This is a genomic window from Telluria sp. RT2P19 (assembly GCF_059685725.1).
The window spans coordinates 101,187-116,177 of sequence record NZ_JCASIL010000014.1 but is presented as its reverse complement, the minus strand read 5'-3'; the positions used below and the strand labels follow the sequence as shown (position 1 = coordinate 116,177).

Below are 14,991 nucleotides of genomic sequence, written 5' to 3'. Positions count from 1 at the left end.
TCCCTCTTTTTTAGTAATGCCATGACCCGGATCGACTTCCATACCAATATTCCCGATAAGCTTTCCTATGCCTGCCGACTGGCGCGCAAGGCATATGGCGCGCGCGCCAAGATCGTCGTGCTCGCAGAAAGCCTTGAACAGGCCGAGGCATTGAATGCGGCGCTGTGGAACGTGGGCGATACCGATTTTATTCCGCACGTGATGGCCAGCGATCCGCTGGCGCCGCAAACGCCGATCGTGATTACCGATAATGAAGACGCGACGCTGCCGCACCACGATATGCTGGTGAACCTCACGCGCCGCACGCCGAACAATTTCGCGCAATTCGCGCGCGTGTTCGAAATCATTTCGCTTGACGAAGCCGATGCCGCAGAAGGACGCAAACGCTATGTCGCCTATAAAAAGCAATCCTATCCATTGACCCACTTCGTCGCAGGACAGTCATGAGCCAAGATCCCGCTTTCGATCCCAGCATTCCTGTGTTGACCGAAGTCGTCGCCGGCTCGGCGGCGCCGGCGGCGCCGAGCGCACCGGTGGCGCCTGCTGTGTCGGCTGCATCGGTGGCGCCTGCTGTATCGGCTGCATCGGTGGCGCCTGCTGTTTCGGTTGCGCCGGTGGCGCCGGCCGCCGCGGCGCCTGGGGAAGGCGGCGACGCTGCCGACAGCGCGCAAGCCCTGGAACGGCTGGCAGCCGAACGCTGGAGCGGCGAACAATGGAGCGTCATGGAACGCCGTCTCACCGAACGCGTGCTGCAGCAATTACAGGGCCGGATCGATTTCGTCCTCGACCAACGGCTGCGCGAGGGCATCGCCGAAGCGGTGGATAAAGCGATGGCGGGTTTTTCGGCCGAAATTCGCAGGAATCTGCATGAATCCCTGGGCCAGGTCGTGACCCGCGCCGTTTCCCAAGAAATTGCCCATCTCCAGAATTTGGGGAAATAACCCCGCCTGCATTAACGATTTGCCATTGATTTGATTCGGCATCACCCTGCGCACGATTGTCATTCATATTTGATGATTAAATAGTAAAATCCCTGCGCGGCACTTCGAAACGAATCGAATCACCACATCAAGGATGGAAACAAAATGGCAAACATCGATCTGTCGGGTTATAACCTCGCCGAGCTGAAAGGTCTTCAATTCGATATCGAAAAGGAGATCAAAAATCGCCAGCAGCAAGACGTCAAGAAAGCGCGCGAACAGATTCTCGAGATCGCCCAGAATATGGGAATCTCGGTGGAGGAATTGCTGGCCAAGGGCGGCAGCAGCAAAGCCAAGAAAGCCGGCAGCGGCGCCAAGGTAAATCCCCAATACCATAACCCGGCCGACAACTCCCAGACCTGGACCGGCCGCGGCCGCCAGCCGAAATGGGTCGTCGAGGCGCTGGGCAAGGGCAAGTCGCTGGACGATCTGCGAATCTGAACAGCGCCAATACCTGGTTTTCCGGATCTGACGTGGGTGGACGGCTTGGCCGTCCACGCGGTGATTACTATCGGCTCCGTGATCGTTCCGGGGGATCTTGCCGGTAACTATCACTTCGTGGACGGGAGCTCCGTCCACCCCAACTTGTATTGATCCGTGAAACGAATTCCCCTCATCGCCGCGCTCGTGGGCGCAGCCATCCTGGCCATCGGCACGGCCATCTACTTCACCGACACCATCGAGCATCGCCCCGGCGCGCTGGCCATCCTGACGCCGCCGGTCGCCAAGACCACGCCATTCTGGCCAGCGCGCGTGAGCCTGCTGGCCGGCGACGGCCGCGATGGCGTGATCGACGGCCCGGCCGACGCCAGCCGCTTCAGCGACCCGTACGGCGTGGCCATCGGCCCGCGCGGCGCGGTCTATGTCGCCGACGGGGGCGAAGCCAACCGCATCCGGCTGGTCCAGACCGACGGCGCGGTCTCGACCCTGGCCGGCGGCAAGGAAGGCTTTGCCGACGGCGTCGGTTCCGCCGCGGCCTTCCACACCCCGTCCGCCCTCGCGCTCGACCATGAGGGCAACCTGTACGTGGCCGACACCGGCAACCACGCGGTGCGCAAGGTGGCGCCAGACGGCACGGTCACCACGCTGGCCGGCAACGGCACGCCCGGCTACCTGGACGGCATCGGTCGCGCGGCCCAGTTCAACGGCCCGGTCGGCGTCGTGGTCGACGACGCCGGCATCGTCTACGTGGCCGACACCTATAACGACCGCATCCGCCGCATCGCCCCGGACGGCACGGTGACCACGCTGGCCGGCAACGGCAAGCCGACCCAGCTCGACGGGCCGCTGCTGGAGGCCGGCTTCGACACCCCGAGCGCACTGGCGCTGAGCCGCGACGGCATCCTGTACGTGGCCGACACCGGCAACCACGCGGTACGCCGCGTGAAGCCCGACGGCACGGTCGATACGCTGGCGATCCGGCTCGAGGGCGAGATCCGCCCGCCGCTGCGGCGCCCGGCGGGTCTGGCGCTCACGCGCGACGGCTACCTGTACATCGCCGCCAGCGCGGGCGGACGCATCCTCCAGCTGACGCCAGAGGGCGAAATGCGGCCGCTGCAGGACGTCGACCGTCCGCTCGACCCCAACGGCTTCGGCAGCGACGGCACGGTGCAGCTGTACGCCCCGCGCGGCATCGCGGTCGGCCGCGACGGCAGCCTGGTGGTGGCCGACGCCGCTGCCCACCGCGTCCACCGGCTGGCGCCGCCGCGCGAGGGCGAAGCGGCGCCGCAGCTGGCGCGGCCGGCGCTCGTCACGCGCACCGAACCGATGCCCTGGCCGGTCGGCCCGCAAGACATGGTGCATGAAGTCGTGGGCGTGATGGGCGAGGTGCGCGGCGCCTACAACGGCGACAGCCGCCACCATTTCCACGCCGGCCTGGACGTGCGCGCCGACGTCGGCGCGAAGGTGCTGGCGGTATTGCCATCGAAGGTCACCGACCCGCACGCCAACTGGGGCTTCAATACGCTCAGCGAAGGCCTGAGCGTGGGCCCGCTGTCGTACATCCACATGCGCGTCGGCCGCGACCCGCAGGGCCGGCCGCTCGATCCACGCTTCCAGATCCTGCGCGACGCCAACGGCAAGGCAGAGCGCGTGCGCGTACCGCGCGGCACCCGCTTCGCGGTGGGAGAGCCGCTCGGCACCATCAATGCGATGGCCCACGTCCACCTCGACTACTACCAGGGCGGCAACGTGGTCAATCCACTGACCCTGCCCTTCGTGGGCTTTACCGACACCGTCCCGCCGTTCATCCAGCGCATCGCGCTGTACGACGCCGCCGGCAAGCGCATCGTGGCGAAGAAGGGCCAGCCGGTCCGGCTGGCGCGCAGCCTCGGGGACGTCCAGGTGGTCGTCAACGCCTACGACCAGGTGAACGGCAACCTGGCGCGCCGCAAGCTGGGCCTGTACAAGCTGGGCTACCAGCTGCTGCGCGCCGACGGCACGCCGCTCGCCGGTTTCGGGCAACCCGTCATCACCCAGGTCTACGACCGCCTGCCGCGCAACCAGGACGCCGTCAAGGCCGTCTATGCGCCGACCAGCGGCATCACGGTCTACGGCAGCAAGTCGACCCAGTTCGACTACGCGCTCAACAATCGCCTGCGCGATGGCGAGATCGAAATCGGCGGCTGGCGCATCGGCGAGCTCGCGCCGGGCCAGTACATCCTGCGCATCCATGCCGCCGACTTCGCCGGCAACCTGGCGCAGGAGGGGCGCGACCTGGGCTTCGAGGTCGTAGAGTGAAATGACCTGCTGACGTCCACGGAACCATTGCGCGACGCCATCTAGGACCGCGAAGACTACGTGGTCGCACCTGCGCGCTTCTGCGACCGACGGCCTATGCGTGATCGATGCACGCCACATAAAATCGGGAACGCTTCTAGACATCAATGTCTAGATAACCTAAGCTGACTGTCATCGGGGTTCGTCCCGCCATCACAAGGACCGTCATGCTCAAGCAATTCGCCGTCGCACTCGCCGCCGCCGTCGCCGCCGCCACCTCCGTCCCGGCGCAGGCCGCCGACCTGCCCGGCTATCCCTTCATCCACGTCAACGCCGCCGCCGACCTGCATGTCATGCCGGACACGGGCGAGATCGATGTCGAGATCGTCAGCACGGACCCGGACCTGGAAGCGGCCTGGAAGCTGGTGAGCGAACGGCTCGAAGCCTGCCGCGCGCTGCTGGCCCAGCATGGCGTCGCGGTCGAAGACATTGCGGTGCAGGATTTGCTGCGCCGTCCCCTGAAACAGGGCGACACGGTGCAGGCGATAGAGACCCGCGCCGCGGTGCACGCCACGGTGCGCAACCTCGATGGCTGGACGACGCTGATCCAGACCCTGATGACGACGCCGAACCTCGAATCGCTGGCCGTGGCCTTCAGCCGCAGCGACGCCGACGAGATCGAGGCCGAACTGGTGAGCCAGGCGCTGGGCGCCGCGCGCCTGAAGGCGCAGAACATCGCGCGCGGCATCGGCGCGAAACTGGGGCCGGTCAACGGCGTCGCGCTGGCGCCGCTGAAGAACCTGTCGAATGCGATGGGGCTGGCCGCCGACGGTCCGCGCCATGCCTCGGTCGCTTCGCCGCGCGACCCCTTGCTGGTGGGCGTGCAGAAGCTGGTGCAGGGCGTGGACGTCATCTACCGGATCGCCAGGTAGGCGTCGTGGCGCACGCACCCGGTGTCATCCCCCTGTCATGATGTAGCGTGCTGTGCAGTGAGCAAGCGTATGCTTGGCGCATCGACGTCTTGTCAGTGAAAGGACCACCATGGCCAGGCAATATAAACCGGCGCAGCCAGCGCCGAAGGACGCCGCAGCGGCGGACAACAAGCCACTCCAGAGCGCGCCCAGCGGCCTGGAGTCGTTCAAGCAGCTGGACAAGGAGCTGCGCCCGGACGCCTCCCCGGCCACACCGCCGGCCGCCACGCCGCCGGTCGCGGCGCAGGGTGCGGACGATCCGCAGGAAGACCAGCCGCTGCCGAAGGGAGAACCGCTGCGCGCCGTCAAGGCCGAACCGGTGCGCCTGCGCGGGCGCATGACGCTGGAAGACGCGTTCCAGTCCATCGGCTTGAACTGCGTCCGGCAGATCGAGGCCAACGTGCCGGGCGTACTCAAGCAGCACGTCGAGAGCCTGCACCAGATGCGGGTCGGCCTGCGCCGCCTGCGCGCGCTGCTCGCGATGTTCGAGGACCTGGCGCCGCCGCCGGTCGCCCTGCATGCCAGCATCGAGTGGCTGTCCGGCGAACTGGGACCGGCGCGCGATTGGGATGTACTGGCCGATGCCACCCTCGAGCGGGTGCAAGGCTTCGATTCGACGGCGCTGCGCCAGGCCGCCCACGAACGCGCCAACGCGCACCACGCGCACATCGTGAACGTGCTGCGCGAGCCGCGCTACGCTGAACTGATGACCCGGCTGAATGAATGGCTGGGCGAGCGTGGCTGGCGTCCCGACGGTACGCTGGACAAGGATTCGCCGCTGGCCGAACGCGCCGCGAGGGCCGCCGTGCCCCTGCTGCGCAAGGCCGAGAAGCGCCTGGCCAAGCGCATCGGCGGCCTGGACGAGGGTGACGCGCCGGGCCGCCACCGGGTGCGCATCGCGGCCAAGAAGGCGCGCTACGCGGCCGAGTTCTTCCGCGACCTGCTGCCGGCGCGCCGCGTCAAGCGCTACGTCGGCCACCTGGAGAAGCTGCAGGACCGCCTCGGCCTGCTGAACGACCTGGCGGTGGCCGACCACCTGCTCGAGGAACTCAAGGGCGGCAGCAGCCAGGTCGCCAGGCAGGCCGCCTATGTGCGCGGCTACGTGGCCGCCACCAGCGAAACCGGCGCCCAGGGCCTGGCCAGGACGCTGGCGGACGTCGCCAAGCGCCGTATCACGCGCTGATCGGGCCCAGCTGCGGCGCATCTTGCCGCCGCCGTCGCGCGCCGCGCCGCCTGTATCGATCGCTGTTCGAAGCCTGTGATTTGCGGTAGCGTCGCTCTGCAATCCATGGTGGTCGACGCCAAGGTCAATGGCGTGGTGACCCTGTACACCGACAAGGGCGGCAAGCGCACGCGGACGTGATTCGCTAAGCGGTGCAAACCGGAAAGAATCCCGATGTCCATCCTCTGCGCGCCACGGGAACTGCTTCCCGCCTCCTGCCGGGACGGCGCCGACATCGTGGCGCGCCTGCGCGACCGGCAGCGCACGGCCAGCATCCTGGGCTTCGTCTACGCGCGGTCGCCGGGCGGCCTGGTGCAATCGGGCCGCGGGCGCGTCACCGTGTTCGACGAGATGGCGCTAAACATTCGACGCCGGCGGCTCCACCCTGGTCGTCATGCTGTCCGGCGCCGCGTTCGACGACACGCCGCAGATCTTCTTCACGCCCGACCTCGCAGTCACTTCCAGGTGGCCGGGATCGGCGTCAGGCTCGCCAACCACGACTGGCTGTTCTTTTCGCCCGACGACGTGCCGCCGGCCGCCCTGCCGGGCAGAGGCGGCTTGCGCCTGTAGCGGGTCGTCCTAGCCCTTGCCGGACGCCGGCTTGATCTTGCCGCAGTCGCTGCCCAGCCACTTGCCGGCGCCGCTGCTCTTCTGCGTCTGCTGGTTGCCTTCCCCGTCGCGCAGCACGGCGGTCGACTCGAAGGTGTAGGCCGTGTCGCTCTGGTACTTCACGGACGCATCGACCTTCATCGGAGGCTGGGCGCATTGCATGCTCAGCTTCGCTCCGCCAGGCACGGGCGCCGACTTGGTGGTGCAACCGTCCAGCCCTTTCTTGCCCAGCACATCGTAGCGTGCAATGTCTTCCTTGGTGAGGCACTGCCTGGTGCGCAAGCCATCGCCCGTGATTTCGGTGCCGCCTGCACTCATCTGGGCCAGCATCTTCTCCATCTCCTGGCGCTGCGCGGGCGGCATCGACGCCATCTGGCTGCGCATCCGCGCGAGATGGCCCGCCAGGGGATTGCTCCTTCCCTCGTCGGACAACTTCATGTCGAACTGCCACAATCCAGGCTTGATCGGGACTTGCTGTGCGAACGCGTTCGGCGTCCAGGCGGTGGCAAGGGCAAGAATGGTAGCGGCAACCCGGTTCATCGTCGTCATGGCTCCTGGTGAATGAAACAATAGTGTAGCCCAGCCATTACCGTTTTTTCCTCGCGAACGCCGTAAACGACGAAGCGCGCCTTGCTCACGCAGGCGCGCTTCGTTTCTCGTGTTGTTGCGGATTACTTGGTCGCCAGGACCCACTTGACCAGCGAGCGCGCCTCGGCCTCGCTCACCTGCGGATTGGCAGGCATCGGGATCGGGCCCCAGGTACCCGCACCGCCCTTCAAGACCTTCTGCACCAGCTTGTCCTCGGCGCCCTTCTGGCCCGCATACTTCTGCGCGACGTCCTTGTAGGCAGGACCGACCAGCTTGGTGGCGACGGTATGGCAAGCCATGCAATTCTTGGCCTTGGCCAGGTCGGCCTGGGCGAATGCACCCGACGACGCGAATGCCGACAGCACCACACACAACATCAGGGACCGCTTCATTTGTTTCTCCGAATTGATGACTGATTGAATTTTACCGCCTTTCCCACTGCGGCAAAGGGTCGATACACTCTGTAACGCGATCGCCACGTTTATCAATATCCTGTAACAAGAAATTAGCAACTTTTTCCCGTTGGCATTTTTTCTTTGTATGATACAGGGCTGGAAGGAACCCATACCATGCCGTTAATCCTCTTGATCGTTGCCCTCGCCGCCCTGCGCTTCTTCGAAGTCTGGCGTTTCGCCGGGATGTCCTGGTGGGTCATCGTCGGGCTGGTCGTGGCCGCCTTCATCTGGTTCGAGTACATCGAAAAGATACTCGGGCTCGACAAGAAGAAAGACCATCGGCTCCAGGAAAAACGCCGCGACGAACGCGTCAAGAAAACCCTCGACAAGCGCCGCTGAACCGGGTGGCCTGCCCCCTGTGATACATTCGACATATCACAGCCTTCGTCCAATCATCAATGTATCCCGAACTGCGCCAGCTGCGCCATTTCGTCACCGTGGCCGAAGAGCTGCATTTCGGCCGCGCCGCGCGCCGCCTGCACATGACCCAGCCACCGCTGTCGCAAAGCATCGCCAATCTCGAAGAACTGCTCGGCGCACCGCTGTTCGTGCGCAACCGGCGCATGGTCGGCCTGACCGCGGCCGGCGCCGCCCTGCTGCCCGACGCGCGCCGCATCATCGAGGAAGCCTCCGCCCTGCCCGAGCTGGTGCGGCGCGCGGCGAGCGGCGAAGCCGGCCGCCTGGCCTTGTCCTTCGTCTCGACCGCCGGACTGGGGCTCCTGCCCGATATGTTGCGCCGCTATCGCGCCGCCTATCCCGCCGTGCGCCTGGTGCTGCAAGAGGCGACGTCCGACGTCCAGTTCGACGAGCTGCTCTCGGGCCGCATCGACGCCGGCTTCGTGATTCCATCGCAGCCCGGCATGCCAGGCGCCATGGCCGACGGCGCGCTCGACTACCGCAAGATGGTCGACGAACCGCTGGTGCTGTGCGCGCCGAGCGGACTGCCGGCGCTGAGCGAACCCGGCCCGGTGCGGCTGCGCGACCTGCCGCCGCTGCCGCTGGTGATCTTCCCGCGCCCGGTGGCCCCGAGCCTGCACGATGCGATCCTGGCGGCTTTTCGCGCCGCCGGCGTGTCGCCCACGATCGGGCAGGAAGCGATCCAGATGCAGACCATCGTCAGCCTGGTCTCCGGCGGCATGGGCTTGGCACTTGTGCCACAATCCGTGTCGAACCTGATGCGCCCCGGCGTAGAATACCGTGCCTTGATCGACCCGGCGCCGCTGGCCGAAACCGGCCTGGCCTGGCGGCGCGATAACGATTCGCCCGTCCTGAAGGGCTTCCTCGAATTATTGAAGAGAGACTGACTATGCTGATTCATCCGCAGCCGGACCCGATCGCGATTGCGCTCGGCCCGGTGCAAATCCACTGGTATGGCCTGATGTACGTGGTGGCCTTCGCCCTGTTCATCATCCTGGGCCGGGTGCGCATCCGCATGCCGCATGTGGCGGCGCAGGGCTGGACCAGGGACGACCTGGACGACATGCTGTTCTACGGGATGCTGGGCGTGATCGTGGGCGGACGCCTGGGCGAAGTGCTGTTCTACCAGCCGCTGTACTTCCTCGCGCACCCGCTCGAGATCTTCATGATCTGGAAAGGCGGCATGTCCTTCCACGGCGGCTTCCTGGGCGTGCTGATCGCGATGGCGCTGTGGGCGCGCAAGCGCCGGCGCAACCTGCTCGACGTGTACGATTTCATCGCGCCGCTGGTGCCGCTCGGGTATGCCGCCGGCCGCATGGGCAACTTCATCAACGCCGAACTGCCGGGCCGCCTGGCCGACCCGAACCTGCCATGGGCGATGCTGTGGCCCGGCGTGGCCGGTCCGCGCCACCCATCGCCGTTGTACCAGGCGCTGGTCGACGGCGTGCTGGTGTTCTTGATCCTGTGGCTGTTCGCACGCAAGGCGCGCCCGCGCCTGGCGGTCGGCGCGATGTTCACGCTGCTGTATGGCTGCGCGCGCTTTTTCACCGAATGGTTCCGCGTGCCGGATTGGGAAACCACCGTGTTCGGCCTGCCGATCACCTCGGGCCAGGTGCTGTCGCTGCCGATGATCGTCGCGGCCCTGGTCATGCTGGGCTGGGCCTATCGCCAGCCGCCCGCGCGGCCAGTGACGGCTTGACGCCCAGGCGCTCGAGCTGAACGCTCGACCTGCGTGAGCGGGCGCACAGAGCGCTCGCGCATTCCTGCTTGACAATGGGGTTCCCCGACACGGAGCTCCCATGGATCAACCCAGGCGCAAGCGGCATACCGGATGGTGGCTGCTCCTCGCGCTGGCCATCGTATTGACGGCCGTCGCCGTTGCCATCATGTGGCGCCCCGCGCTGGCGCCGCACGACACCATCCCTTCCTTCGACCGGGCACGCATCGAGCGCGGCGCCAAGCTCGCGCACCTCGGCATGTGCGCGTCCTGCCACACGCCCGACCTGGCGCGCCCCTTCGCCGGCGGCAAGCCGATGGAGACGCCGTTCGGCACCGTCCACAGCACCAATATCACACCCGACGCCGCCACCGGCATCGGCGCCTGGAGCCTCGAAGCCTTTGCGCGCGCGATGCGAAAAGGCGTGTCACGCGACGGCCACCTGCTGTATCCCGCCTTCCCCTACAACCACTACGTGCGCATGACGCAGGACGACATCTCGGACCTGTACGCCTACTTCATGACGCGCGCACCGATCGACGCCCCGGCGCGCGACAACGCGATGACCTTCCCCTTCGGTTTCCGGCCCCTGGTCGGTTTCTGGAACGTGCTGTACCTGGACGATGCTCCATGGCGGCCCGCCCCGAAACAGTCGGCCGAATGGAACCGCGGCGCCTACCTGGCCGACGCCGTCGCCCATTGCGCCGCCTGCCATACGCCGCGCACCAAGCTGGGAGGACCGGACCTCGAGCGCCAGCTCGATGGCGGCGAAGCCGAGGACTGGTATGCCCCGGCGCTGAACAGGAATTCGCCCTCGCCGCTGCCATGGACGCGCGAACAGCTGCACACTTACCTGCGCACCGGCATGGCTGAAGACCACGCGGTGGCCGGCGGACCGATGCAGGACGTGGTAATGCACCTTGCGCAGGCCGATGAGGGCGACGTCGCCGCGCTGGCGGCATGGACCCACAGCCACCTGTCGCAGGCGCCGGCACGCGCCACGCCGGCGCAGGCGGCCGGCGCGCTGCCGCCGCCCGCGGCCGACGACCCCGAACTGCCGCGCATGCGCCTCGGCTACGAACTGTATGCCAACTCCTGCGCGCGCTGCCACGACGTCGGCCGCAGCCCGAGCTCGGGCGCCGCCCTGCCGCTGCAAAAGGCCATCGCCCTGTACGACCCCGATCCGCGCAGCCTGATCCACATCGTCGACGACGGCATCCTGCCGCCCGACGGCGAACCCGGACGCTGGATGCCGGGCTTCGAGGCGATTCTCAGCGACGAGCAGGCGGGCGCCCTGGCCGCCTACCTGCGCAAGTACGGCGCCGGCCAGCCGGCCTGGCCGGACCTGGACGAACAAGTACGCAAAGCGAGAACACCATGACCACCTATCGCCTGCAGGTGAACGGCAAGCAGCACGCCATCGACGTTGAACCCGACACCCCGCTGCTGTACGTGCTGCGCAACGAGCTCGCCCTGAACGGCGCCAAGTTCGGCTGCGGACTCGGTCAATGCGGCTCCTGCACCGTGCTGCTGGGCGAGCAGTCCGTGATGTCGTGCATGGTGCCGGTGTCCACCATCGGCGCGCGCAAGGTGCGCACCGTCGAAGGCCTGGGCGACGCGCGCATGCCAGGCGTGCTGCAGCAGGCCTTCATCGACGAGCAGGCGGCCCAATGCGGCTACTGCATCGCCGGGATGATCATGCAGGCCACGGCGCTGCTCGACAAGACGCCGGCGCCGACCGATGCCGAGATCCGCGCCCATATGTCGCCAAATTTGTGCCGCTGCGGTACCCATATGCGCATCCTGCGCGCGGTGCGCCGCGCGGCCGACAAGCTCGCGGCGGGAGGCAAGCGATGAGCCCTGATCCAGGCCGGCGCCACTTCCTGGCCGCTGGCGGCGCGCTGACGCTGTCGTTCGCGATGCCCGTGTGGTCGGCGCCTGGCGAGCTACCGAAGAGCATGGAAAAATCACCCTGGCTCGACGCCTGGATCCGCATCGACGCCAGCGAAGCCATCACGGTCTTCACCGGCAAGGCGGAGCTGGGCCAGGGCATCAAGACCGCGCTGCTGCAAGTCGTGGCCGACGAGCTGCGCCTCGCCCCGGCGCGCCTGCAGCTGGTCACCGCCGACACCGCGCGCACACCCGACGAAGGCATGACCGCCGGCAGCAACTCGATGAAGGACAGCGGCACCGCGCTGCGCCATGCGGCCGGCCAGGTGCGCGCGCGCTTGATGGCGCTGGCGGCGGCGCGCCTGGCGCTGCCCGCATCCAGCCTGGCATTGAAGGATGGCGCCTTCATCGCGCCCGACGGCCGCCGCGCCAGCTTCGGCCAGCTGGTCGCCGGTCAGGAACTCCACGTGCGCGCGACGCCTGACGCGGCGCCCCCCGCGCCCGGCCCCAGGACGGCGATCGGCCAGTCGCTGCCGCGCGTCGACATCCCGGCCAAGGTCATGGGTGGACGCGCCTACGTGCAAGACCTGCGCCTGCCGAACATGGTGCATGCACGCGTGGTGCGTCCACCGGCCCAGGCGGCCAGGCTGCTGGCGATCGACGATGACGCCGTCCTGCGCATGCCTGGCGTGGTGAAGATCGTGCGCGACGGCCGCTTCCTGGCGGTGATCGCGGATGGCGAATACCGCGCCGTGAAGGCCGCCGCTGCGCTGGCGCGCACCGCGCGCTGGGAGACGCCGGCCGCGCTGCCGGTCCATCCGAATGTCGAAGCACTGGTCATGGCGCTGCCGGCCGAACCGACGACCATCCTCGATCGCGGCGCACCGGTCGAGGACGGCCGGCGTTTCAAGGCGACCTATACCCGCCCCTTCCAGCTGCACGCCTCCATCGGCCCATCCTGCGCCATCGCCCAGCTGATCGACAACCGCTACACGGTCTGGACCCACTCGCAAGGCGTGTTCCCGCTCAGGAGCGCGCTGGCCGAGCTGCTGGCGACCCAGGAACACGCGATCCGCTGCATCCACGTCGAGGGGTCCGGCTGCTACGGCCACAACGCCGCCGACGACGTCGCAGCCGATGCCGCCCTGCTGGCGCGCGCCTTCCCGGGCCGCCCGGTGCGGGTCCAGTGGATGCGCGAGGACGAACACGGTTGGGAACCGTTCGGCGCCGCGATGGTGGCGCAGGTGGCGGCCACGCTCGGCGCCGACGGCCGCATCGCCGACTGGCAGTACGACGTCTTCACGCCGCCGCACAATACCCGTCCCGGCAAGGCCGGCAACCTGCTGCCGGCCACGCATCTCGCCAGGCCGTTCACGCCGCCAGAGCCGAAACCCAGCCCGCAGCCGGAAGGCAGCGGCGACCGCAATGCGATCCCCTATTACCTGCTGCCGAATGCGCGCGTGACCCATCACTTCCAGCCGAAGGCGGTGTTGCGCACCTCGGCCCTGCGCTCGCTCGGCGCCTATTGCAATGTGTTCGCGATCGAGAGCTTCATGGACGAACTGGCGCGCGCGGCGCAGGCCGACCCGGTCGCCTTCCGCCTGCGCCACCTGGAAGATCCGCGCGCCGTCGACGTGGTGAAACTGGCGGCGTCGAAGTTCGGCTGGGATGGCTACAGAAGGCCACCGCGGCGCGGACGCGGCTTCGCCTTCGCGCGCTACAAGAACCTGGCGTCGTATTGCGCGCTGGCGGTCGAGGTGGAAGTCGCCCGCGAGACGGGACTGGTGCGCATCACGCGCGTGTCGAGCGCGGTCGACTGCGGCGAGATCGTCAACCCGGACGGCGTGCGCAACCAGATCGAGGGCGGCATCGTGCAGTCGGCCAGCTGGACTTTACTGGAACAGGTGCGCTTCGACGCCTCGCGCGTCCTGAGCGTGGACTGGGCCTCGTATCCGATCCTGCGCTTCGGCCAGGTTCCCGACAAGCTGGAAGTGCACCTGATCGACCGCCCCGGCCAGCCTTTCCTGGGCACCGGCGAAGCGGCCCAGGGGCCGGCCGCGGCGGCGATCGCGAACGCGGTGTTCGATGCCTGCGGCCTGCGCATGCGCGACTTGCCGCTGGATCGGGCGCGCGTGAGAAAAGCTAGTTGAAGGCCTTCCAGAACATATACACCGCCAGCGCATACAGGATCACGGCGAAGATGCGCTGCAGCTGGCGCACCGGCATCTTGTGCGCGGTGCGGGCGCCCAGCGGCGCCATGGTCACGCTGGCCAGCACGATGATGGCCAGCGCCGGCAGGTAGACAAAACCCAGCGACCAGGCCGGCAGGCCCGGCTCGCCCCAGCCATAGTACATATTCGACAGCGTGCCCGACAGCGCGATCGGGAAGCCCAGCGCCGCACTGGTAGCGACCGCGTTATGGATCCGCACATTACAGCGTGTCATGAACGGCACCGAGACGAAGCCGCCGCCGGCGCCCACGAGTCCCGACAGGATGCCGATGAAGCCGCCCATCGCGAACATGCCCGGCTTGCCCGGCAGCTCGCGCGCCGCGGTCGGCTTTTTACCGATCAGCATCTGGGTCGCCGAGAAGGCGACGAAGCAGCCGAAGAAGAAGGCCAGCACGGAAGTGTTCATCTGCTTGCCGATCCAGGGCCCGATCCACGAGCCGACCAGGATGCCCGGCGCCAGCAGGCGCACCACGGGCCACAGCACGGCGCCGTGCTTGTGGTGGGCGCGCACCGAGGACATCGAGGTAAACAGGATTACGCCGAGCGCGGTGGCGATCGCCATGTGGACCACGAGTTCGTCGGCGAAGCCGCGCGCGGTGAAGATCATCGTGATGAACGGAACCAGCACCATGCCGCCGCCGATGCCGAGCAGGCCCGCCGCGAAGCCGCCGAAGGTGCCCATCGCGAGCAGGGCCAGGATCAGCCAGGGGTCCATTCAGGCTCCCTTGCCGCGCACGAGTTTGACCACCGCGTCCCATTCGCCCCTGGTGACGGGCGAGATCGACAGCCGGCTGCCCTTCTGCAGCAGCACCATGCCTTCCAGCGCCGGGACGGTGCGCATCTCGGCCAGCGGCAGGTAGCGCCCTTGCTCGCTCGCGCGCACGTCGATCGAGATCCAGCGTGGCGCTTCTTGCGTGGCCTTCGGGTCGTGGTAGTGGCTGGCCGGGTCGAACTGGGTGGCGTCGGGATAGGGGCCGCTCGCCACCTCGGCCAGGCCGGCCACGCCGGGCACCGCGCAGCTGGAGTGATAGAACAGGACGCCGTCGCCGACGGCCATCGCGTCGCGCATGAAGTTGCGCGCCTGGTAGTTACGCACGCCAAACCAGGCCACGGTCTGGCCGGGCGCGGACAGGACGTCGTCGAAACTGACTTCGTCCGGTTCGGATTTCATCAACCAATAGCGCATCGCGCCG

The 14,991-nt window shown here is 67.5% G+C and carries 17 protein-coding genes; 13 read left to right on the top strand and 4 right to left on the bottom strand.

Annotation, left to right across the window (positions count from 1 at the left end; all coding sequences use genetic code 11):
* Positions 1 to 21 precede the first annotated feature (21 nt).
* The 7 genes from AC56KW_RS17705 to AC56KW_RS17675 all read left to right on the top strand — a co-directional run bounded on the left by AC56KW_RS17705 (position 22) and on the right by AC56KW_RS17675 (position 6,461).
* Positions 22 to 447, top strand: a complete 426-nt coding sequence (locus tag AC56KW_RS17705) for a DNA polymerase III subunit chi (protein WP_497171989.1) — start codon at positions 22 to 24, stop codon at positions 445 to 447.
* Positions 444 to 941: a DUF2486 family protein gene (locus AC56KW_RS17700; RefSeq protein ID WP_497171988.1), complete on the top strand. Its 498-nt coding sequence runs from the start codon at positions 444 to 446 to the stop codon at positions 939 to 941. The genes AC56KW_RS17705 and AC56KW_RS17700 overlap by 4 nt, the downstream gene beginning before the upstream one ends.
* A gap of 144 nt (positions 942 to 1,085) precedes the next feature.
* A complete protein-coding gene (locus AC56KW_RS17695) occupies positions 1,086 to 1,421 on the top strand; it encodes an H-NS histone family protein (protein ID WP_497171987.1) in 336 nt (111 codons plus the stop codon).
* Between the two features lie 156 nt (positions 1,422 to 1,577).
* A complete protein-coding gene (locus AC56KW_RS17690; protein WP_497171986.1) occupies positions 1,578 to 3,719 on the top strand; it encodes an NHL repeat-containing protein in 2,142 nt (713 codons plus the stop codon).
* A gap of 206 nt (positions 3,720 to 3,925) precedes the next feature.
* A complete protein-coding gene (locus AC56KW_RS17685; protein WP_497171985.1) occupies positions 3,926 to 4,630 on the top strand; it encodes an SIMPL domain-containing protein in 705 nt (234 codons plus the stop codon).
* A gap of 109 nt (positions 4,631 to 4,739) precedes the next feature.
* The gene (locus tag AC56KW_RS17680) at positions 4,740 to 5,852 is read left to right on the top strand and encodes a CHAD domain-containing protein (protein WP_497171984.1); all 1,113 of its coding nucleotides are present in this window, start codon (positions 4,740 to 4,742) and stop codon (positions 5,850 to 5,852) included.
* A gap of 213 nt (positions 5,853 to 6,065) precedes the next feature.
* Positions 6,066 to 6,461, top strand: coding sequence for a hypothetical protein (locus AC56KW_RS17675; RefSeq protein ID WP_497171983.1), 396 nt, complete (start codon positions 6,066 to 6,068; stop codon positions 6,459 to 6,461).
* A gap of 9 nt (positions 6,462 to 6,470) precedes the next feature.
* Here AC56KW_RS17675 and AC56KW_RS17670 read toward each other — a convergent pair whose 3' ends face one another.
* Both AC56KW_RS17670 and AC56KW_RS17665 read right to left on the bottom strand, forming a co-directional pair.
* A complete protein-coding gene (locus tag AC56KW_RS17670) occupies positions 6,471 to 7,049 on the bottom strand; it encodes a DUF3617 domain-containing protein (RefSeq protein WP_497171982.1) in 579 nt (192 codons plus the stop codon).
* 122 nt (positions 7,050 to 7,171) lie between these two features.
* Positions 7,172 to 7,480: a c-type cytochrome gene (locus AC56KW_RS17665; RefSeq protein ID WP_005665668.1), complete on the bottom strand. Its 309-nt coding sequence runs from the start codon at positions 7,478 to 7,480 to the stop codon at positions 7,172 to 7,174.
* A 177-nt stretch (positions 7,481 to 7,657) separates the two neighbouring features.
* Between AC56KW_RS17665 and AC56KW_RS17660 the strand changes: the two genes are divergently transcribed.
* The 6 genes from AC56KW_RS17660 (at position 7,658) to AC56KW_RS17635 (ending at position 13,717) form a co-directional block, all read left to right on the top strand.
* A complete protein-coding gene (locus AC56KW_RS17660) occupies positions 7,658 to 7,882 on the top strand; it encodes a TIGR04438 family Trp-rich protein (RefSeq protein ID WP_497171981.1) in 225 nt (74 codons plus the stop codon).
* A gap of 59 nt (positions 7,883 to 7,941) precedes the next feature.
* Entirely contained in the window at positions 7,942 to 8,847 is a 906-nt protein-coding gene (locus AC56KW_RS17655; RefSeq protein WP_497171980.1) for a LysR family transcriptional regulator, read from the top strand.
* A gap of 2 nt (positions 8,848 to 8,849) precedes the next feature.
* Positions 8,850 to 9,659: a prolipoprotein diacylglyceryl transferase gene (lgt, locus tag AC56KW_RS17650; RefSeq protein WP_497171979.1), complete on the top strand. Its 810-nt coding sequence runs from the start codon at positions 8,850 to 8,852 to the stop codon at positions 9,657 to 9,659.
* Between the two features lie 100 nt (positions 9,660 to 9,759).
* The gene (locus AC56KW_RS17645; RefSeq protein ID WP_497171978.1) at positions 9,760 to 11,058 is read left to right on the top strand and encodes a c-type cytochrome; all 1,299 of its coding nucleotides are present in this window, start codon (positions 9,760 to 9,762) and stop codon (positions 11,056 to 11,058) included.
* Positions 11,055 to 11,534, top strand: coding sequence for a (2Fe-2S)-binding protein (locus tag AC56KW_RS17640; protein WP_497171977.1), 480 nt, complete (start codon positions 11,055 to 11,057; stop codon positions 11,532 to 11,534). The genes AC56KW_RS17645 and AC56KW_RS17640 overlap by 4 nt, the downstream gene beginning before the upstream one ends.
* Positions 11,531 to 13,717 carry a xanthine dehydrogenase family protein molybdopterin-binding subunit gene (locus AC56KW_RS17635; protein ID WP_497171976.1) on the top strand — a complete coding sequence of 729 codons (2,187 nt, stop codon included), beginning with the start codon at positions 11,531 to 11,533 and terminating at the stop codon, positions 13,715 to 13,717. Before AC56KW_RS17640 ends, AC56KW_RS17635 begins: the two co-directional genes overlap by 4 nt.
* On the opposite strand, the gene AC56KW_RS17630 is transcribed toward AC56KW_RS17635, so the two are convergent.
* Together AC56KW_RS17630 and AC56KW_RS17625 are read right to left on the bottom strand one after the other, a co-directional pair.
* On the bottom strand, positions 13,710 to 14,513 hold the full coding sequence (locus AC56KW_RS17630) for a sulfite exporter TauE/SafE family protein (protein ID WP_497171975.1): 804 nt from the start codon (positions 14,511 to 14,513) through the stop codon (positions 13,710 to 13,712). The genes AC56KW_RS17635 and AC56KW_RS17630 overlap by 8 nt on opposite strands.
* Positions 14,514 to 14,984: an EVE domain-containing protein gene (locus tag AC56KW_RS17625; RefSeq protein WP_497171974.1), complete on the bottom strand. Its 471-nt coding sequence runs from the start codon at positions 14,982 to 14,984 to the stop codon at positions 14,514 to 14,516.
* Positions 14,985 to 14,991: the final 7 nt, after the last annotated feature.

Bases quoted from the DNA above. Each gene is read 5' to 3' on its own strand.
- AC56KW_RS17625 (WP_497171974.1), bottom strand. From the start codon at position 14,984: ATGCGCTATTGGTTGATGAAATCCGAACCGGACGAAGTCAGTTTCGAC.
- AC56KW_RS17680 (WP_497171984.1), top strand. From the start codon at position 4,740: ATGGCCAGGCAATATAAACCGGCGCAGCCAGCGCCGAAGGACGCCGCA.
- AC56KW_RS17675 (WP_497171983.1), top strand. From the start codon at position 6,066: ATGTCCATCCTCTGCGCGCCACGGGAACTGCTTCCCGCCTCCTGCCGG.
- AC56KW_RS17685 (WP_497171985.1), top strand. From the start codon at position 3,926: ATGCTCAAGCAATTCGCCGTCGCACTCGCCGCCGCCGTCGCCGCCGCC.
- AC56KW_RS17670 (WP_497171982.1), bottom strand. From the start codon at position 7,049: ATGACGACGATGAACCGGGTTGCCGCTACCATTCTTGCCCTTGCCACC.
- AC56KW_RS17655 (WP_497171980.1), top strand. From the start codon at position 7,942: ATGTATCCCGAACTGCGCCAGCTGCGCCATTTCGTCACCGTGGCCGAA.
- AC56KW_RS17630 (WP_497171975.1), bottom strand. From the start codon at position 14,513: ATGGACCCCTGGCTGATCCTGGCCCTGCTCGCGATGGGCACCTTCGGC.
- AC56KW_RS17695 (WP_497171987.1), top strand. From the start codon at position 1,086: ATGGCAAACATCGATCTGTCGGGTTATAACCTCGCCGAGCTGAAAGGT.
- AC56KW_RS17700 (WP_497171988.1), top strand. From the start codon at position 444: ATGAGCCAAGATCCCGCTTTCGATCCCAGCATTCCTGTGTTGACCGAA.
- AC56KW_RS17665 (WP_005665668.1), bottom strand. From the start codon at position 7,480: ATGAAGCGGTCCCTGATGTTGTGTGTGGTGCTGTCGGCATTCGCGTCG.
- AC56KW_RS17645 (WP_497171978.1), top strand. From the start codon at position 9,760: ATGGATCAACCCAGGCGCAAGCGGCATACCGGATGGTGGCTGCTCCTC.
- lgt (WP_497171979.1), top strand. From the start codon at position 8,850: ATGCTGATTCATCCGCAGCCGGACCCGATCGCGATTGCGCTCGGCCCG.
- AC56KW_RS17705 (WP_497171989.1), top strand. From the start codon at position 22: ATGACCCGGATCGACTTCCATACCAATATTCCCGATAAGCTTTCCTAT.
- AC56KW_RS17635 (WP_497171976.1), top strand. From the start codon at position 11,531: ATGAGCCCTGATCCAGGCCGGCGCCACTTCCTGGCCGCTGGCGGCGCG.
- AC56KW_RS17660 (WP_497171981.1), top strand. From the start codon at position 7,658: ATGCCGTTAATCCTCTTGATCGTTGCCCTCGCCGCCCTGCGCTTCTTC.
- AC56KW_RS17640 (WP_497171977.1), top strand. From the start codon at position 11,055: ATGACCACCTATCGCCTGCAGGTGAACGGCAAGCAGCACGCCATCGAC.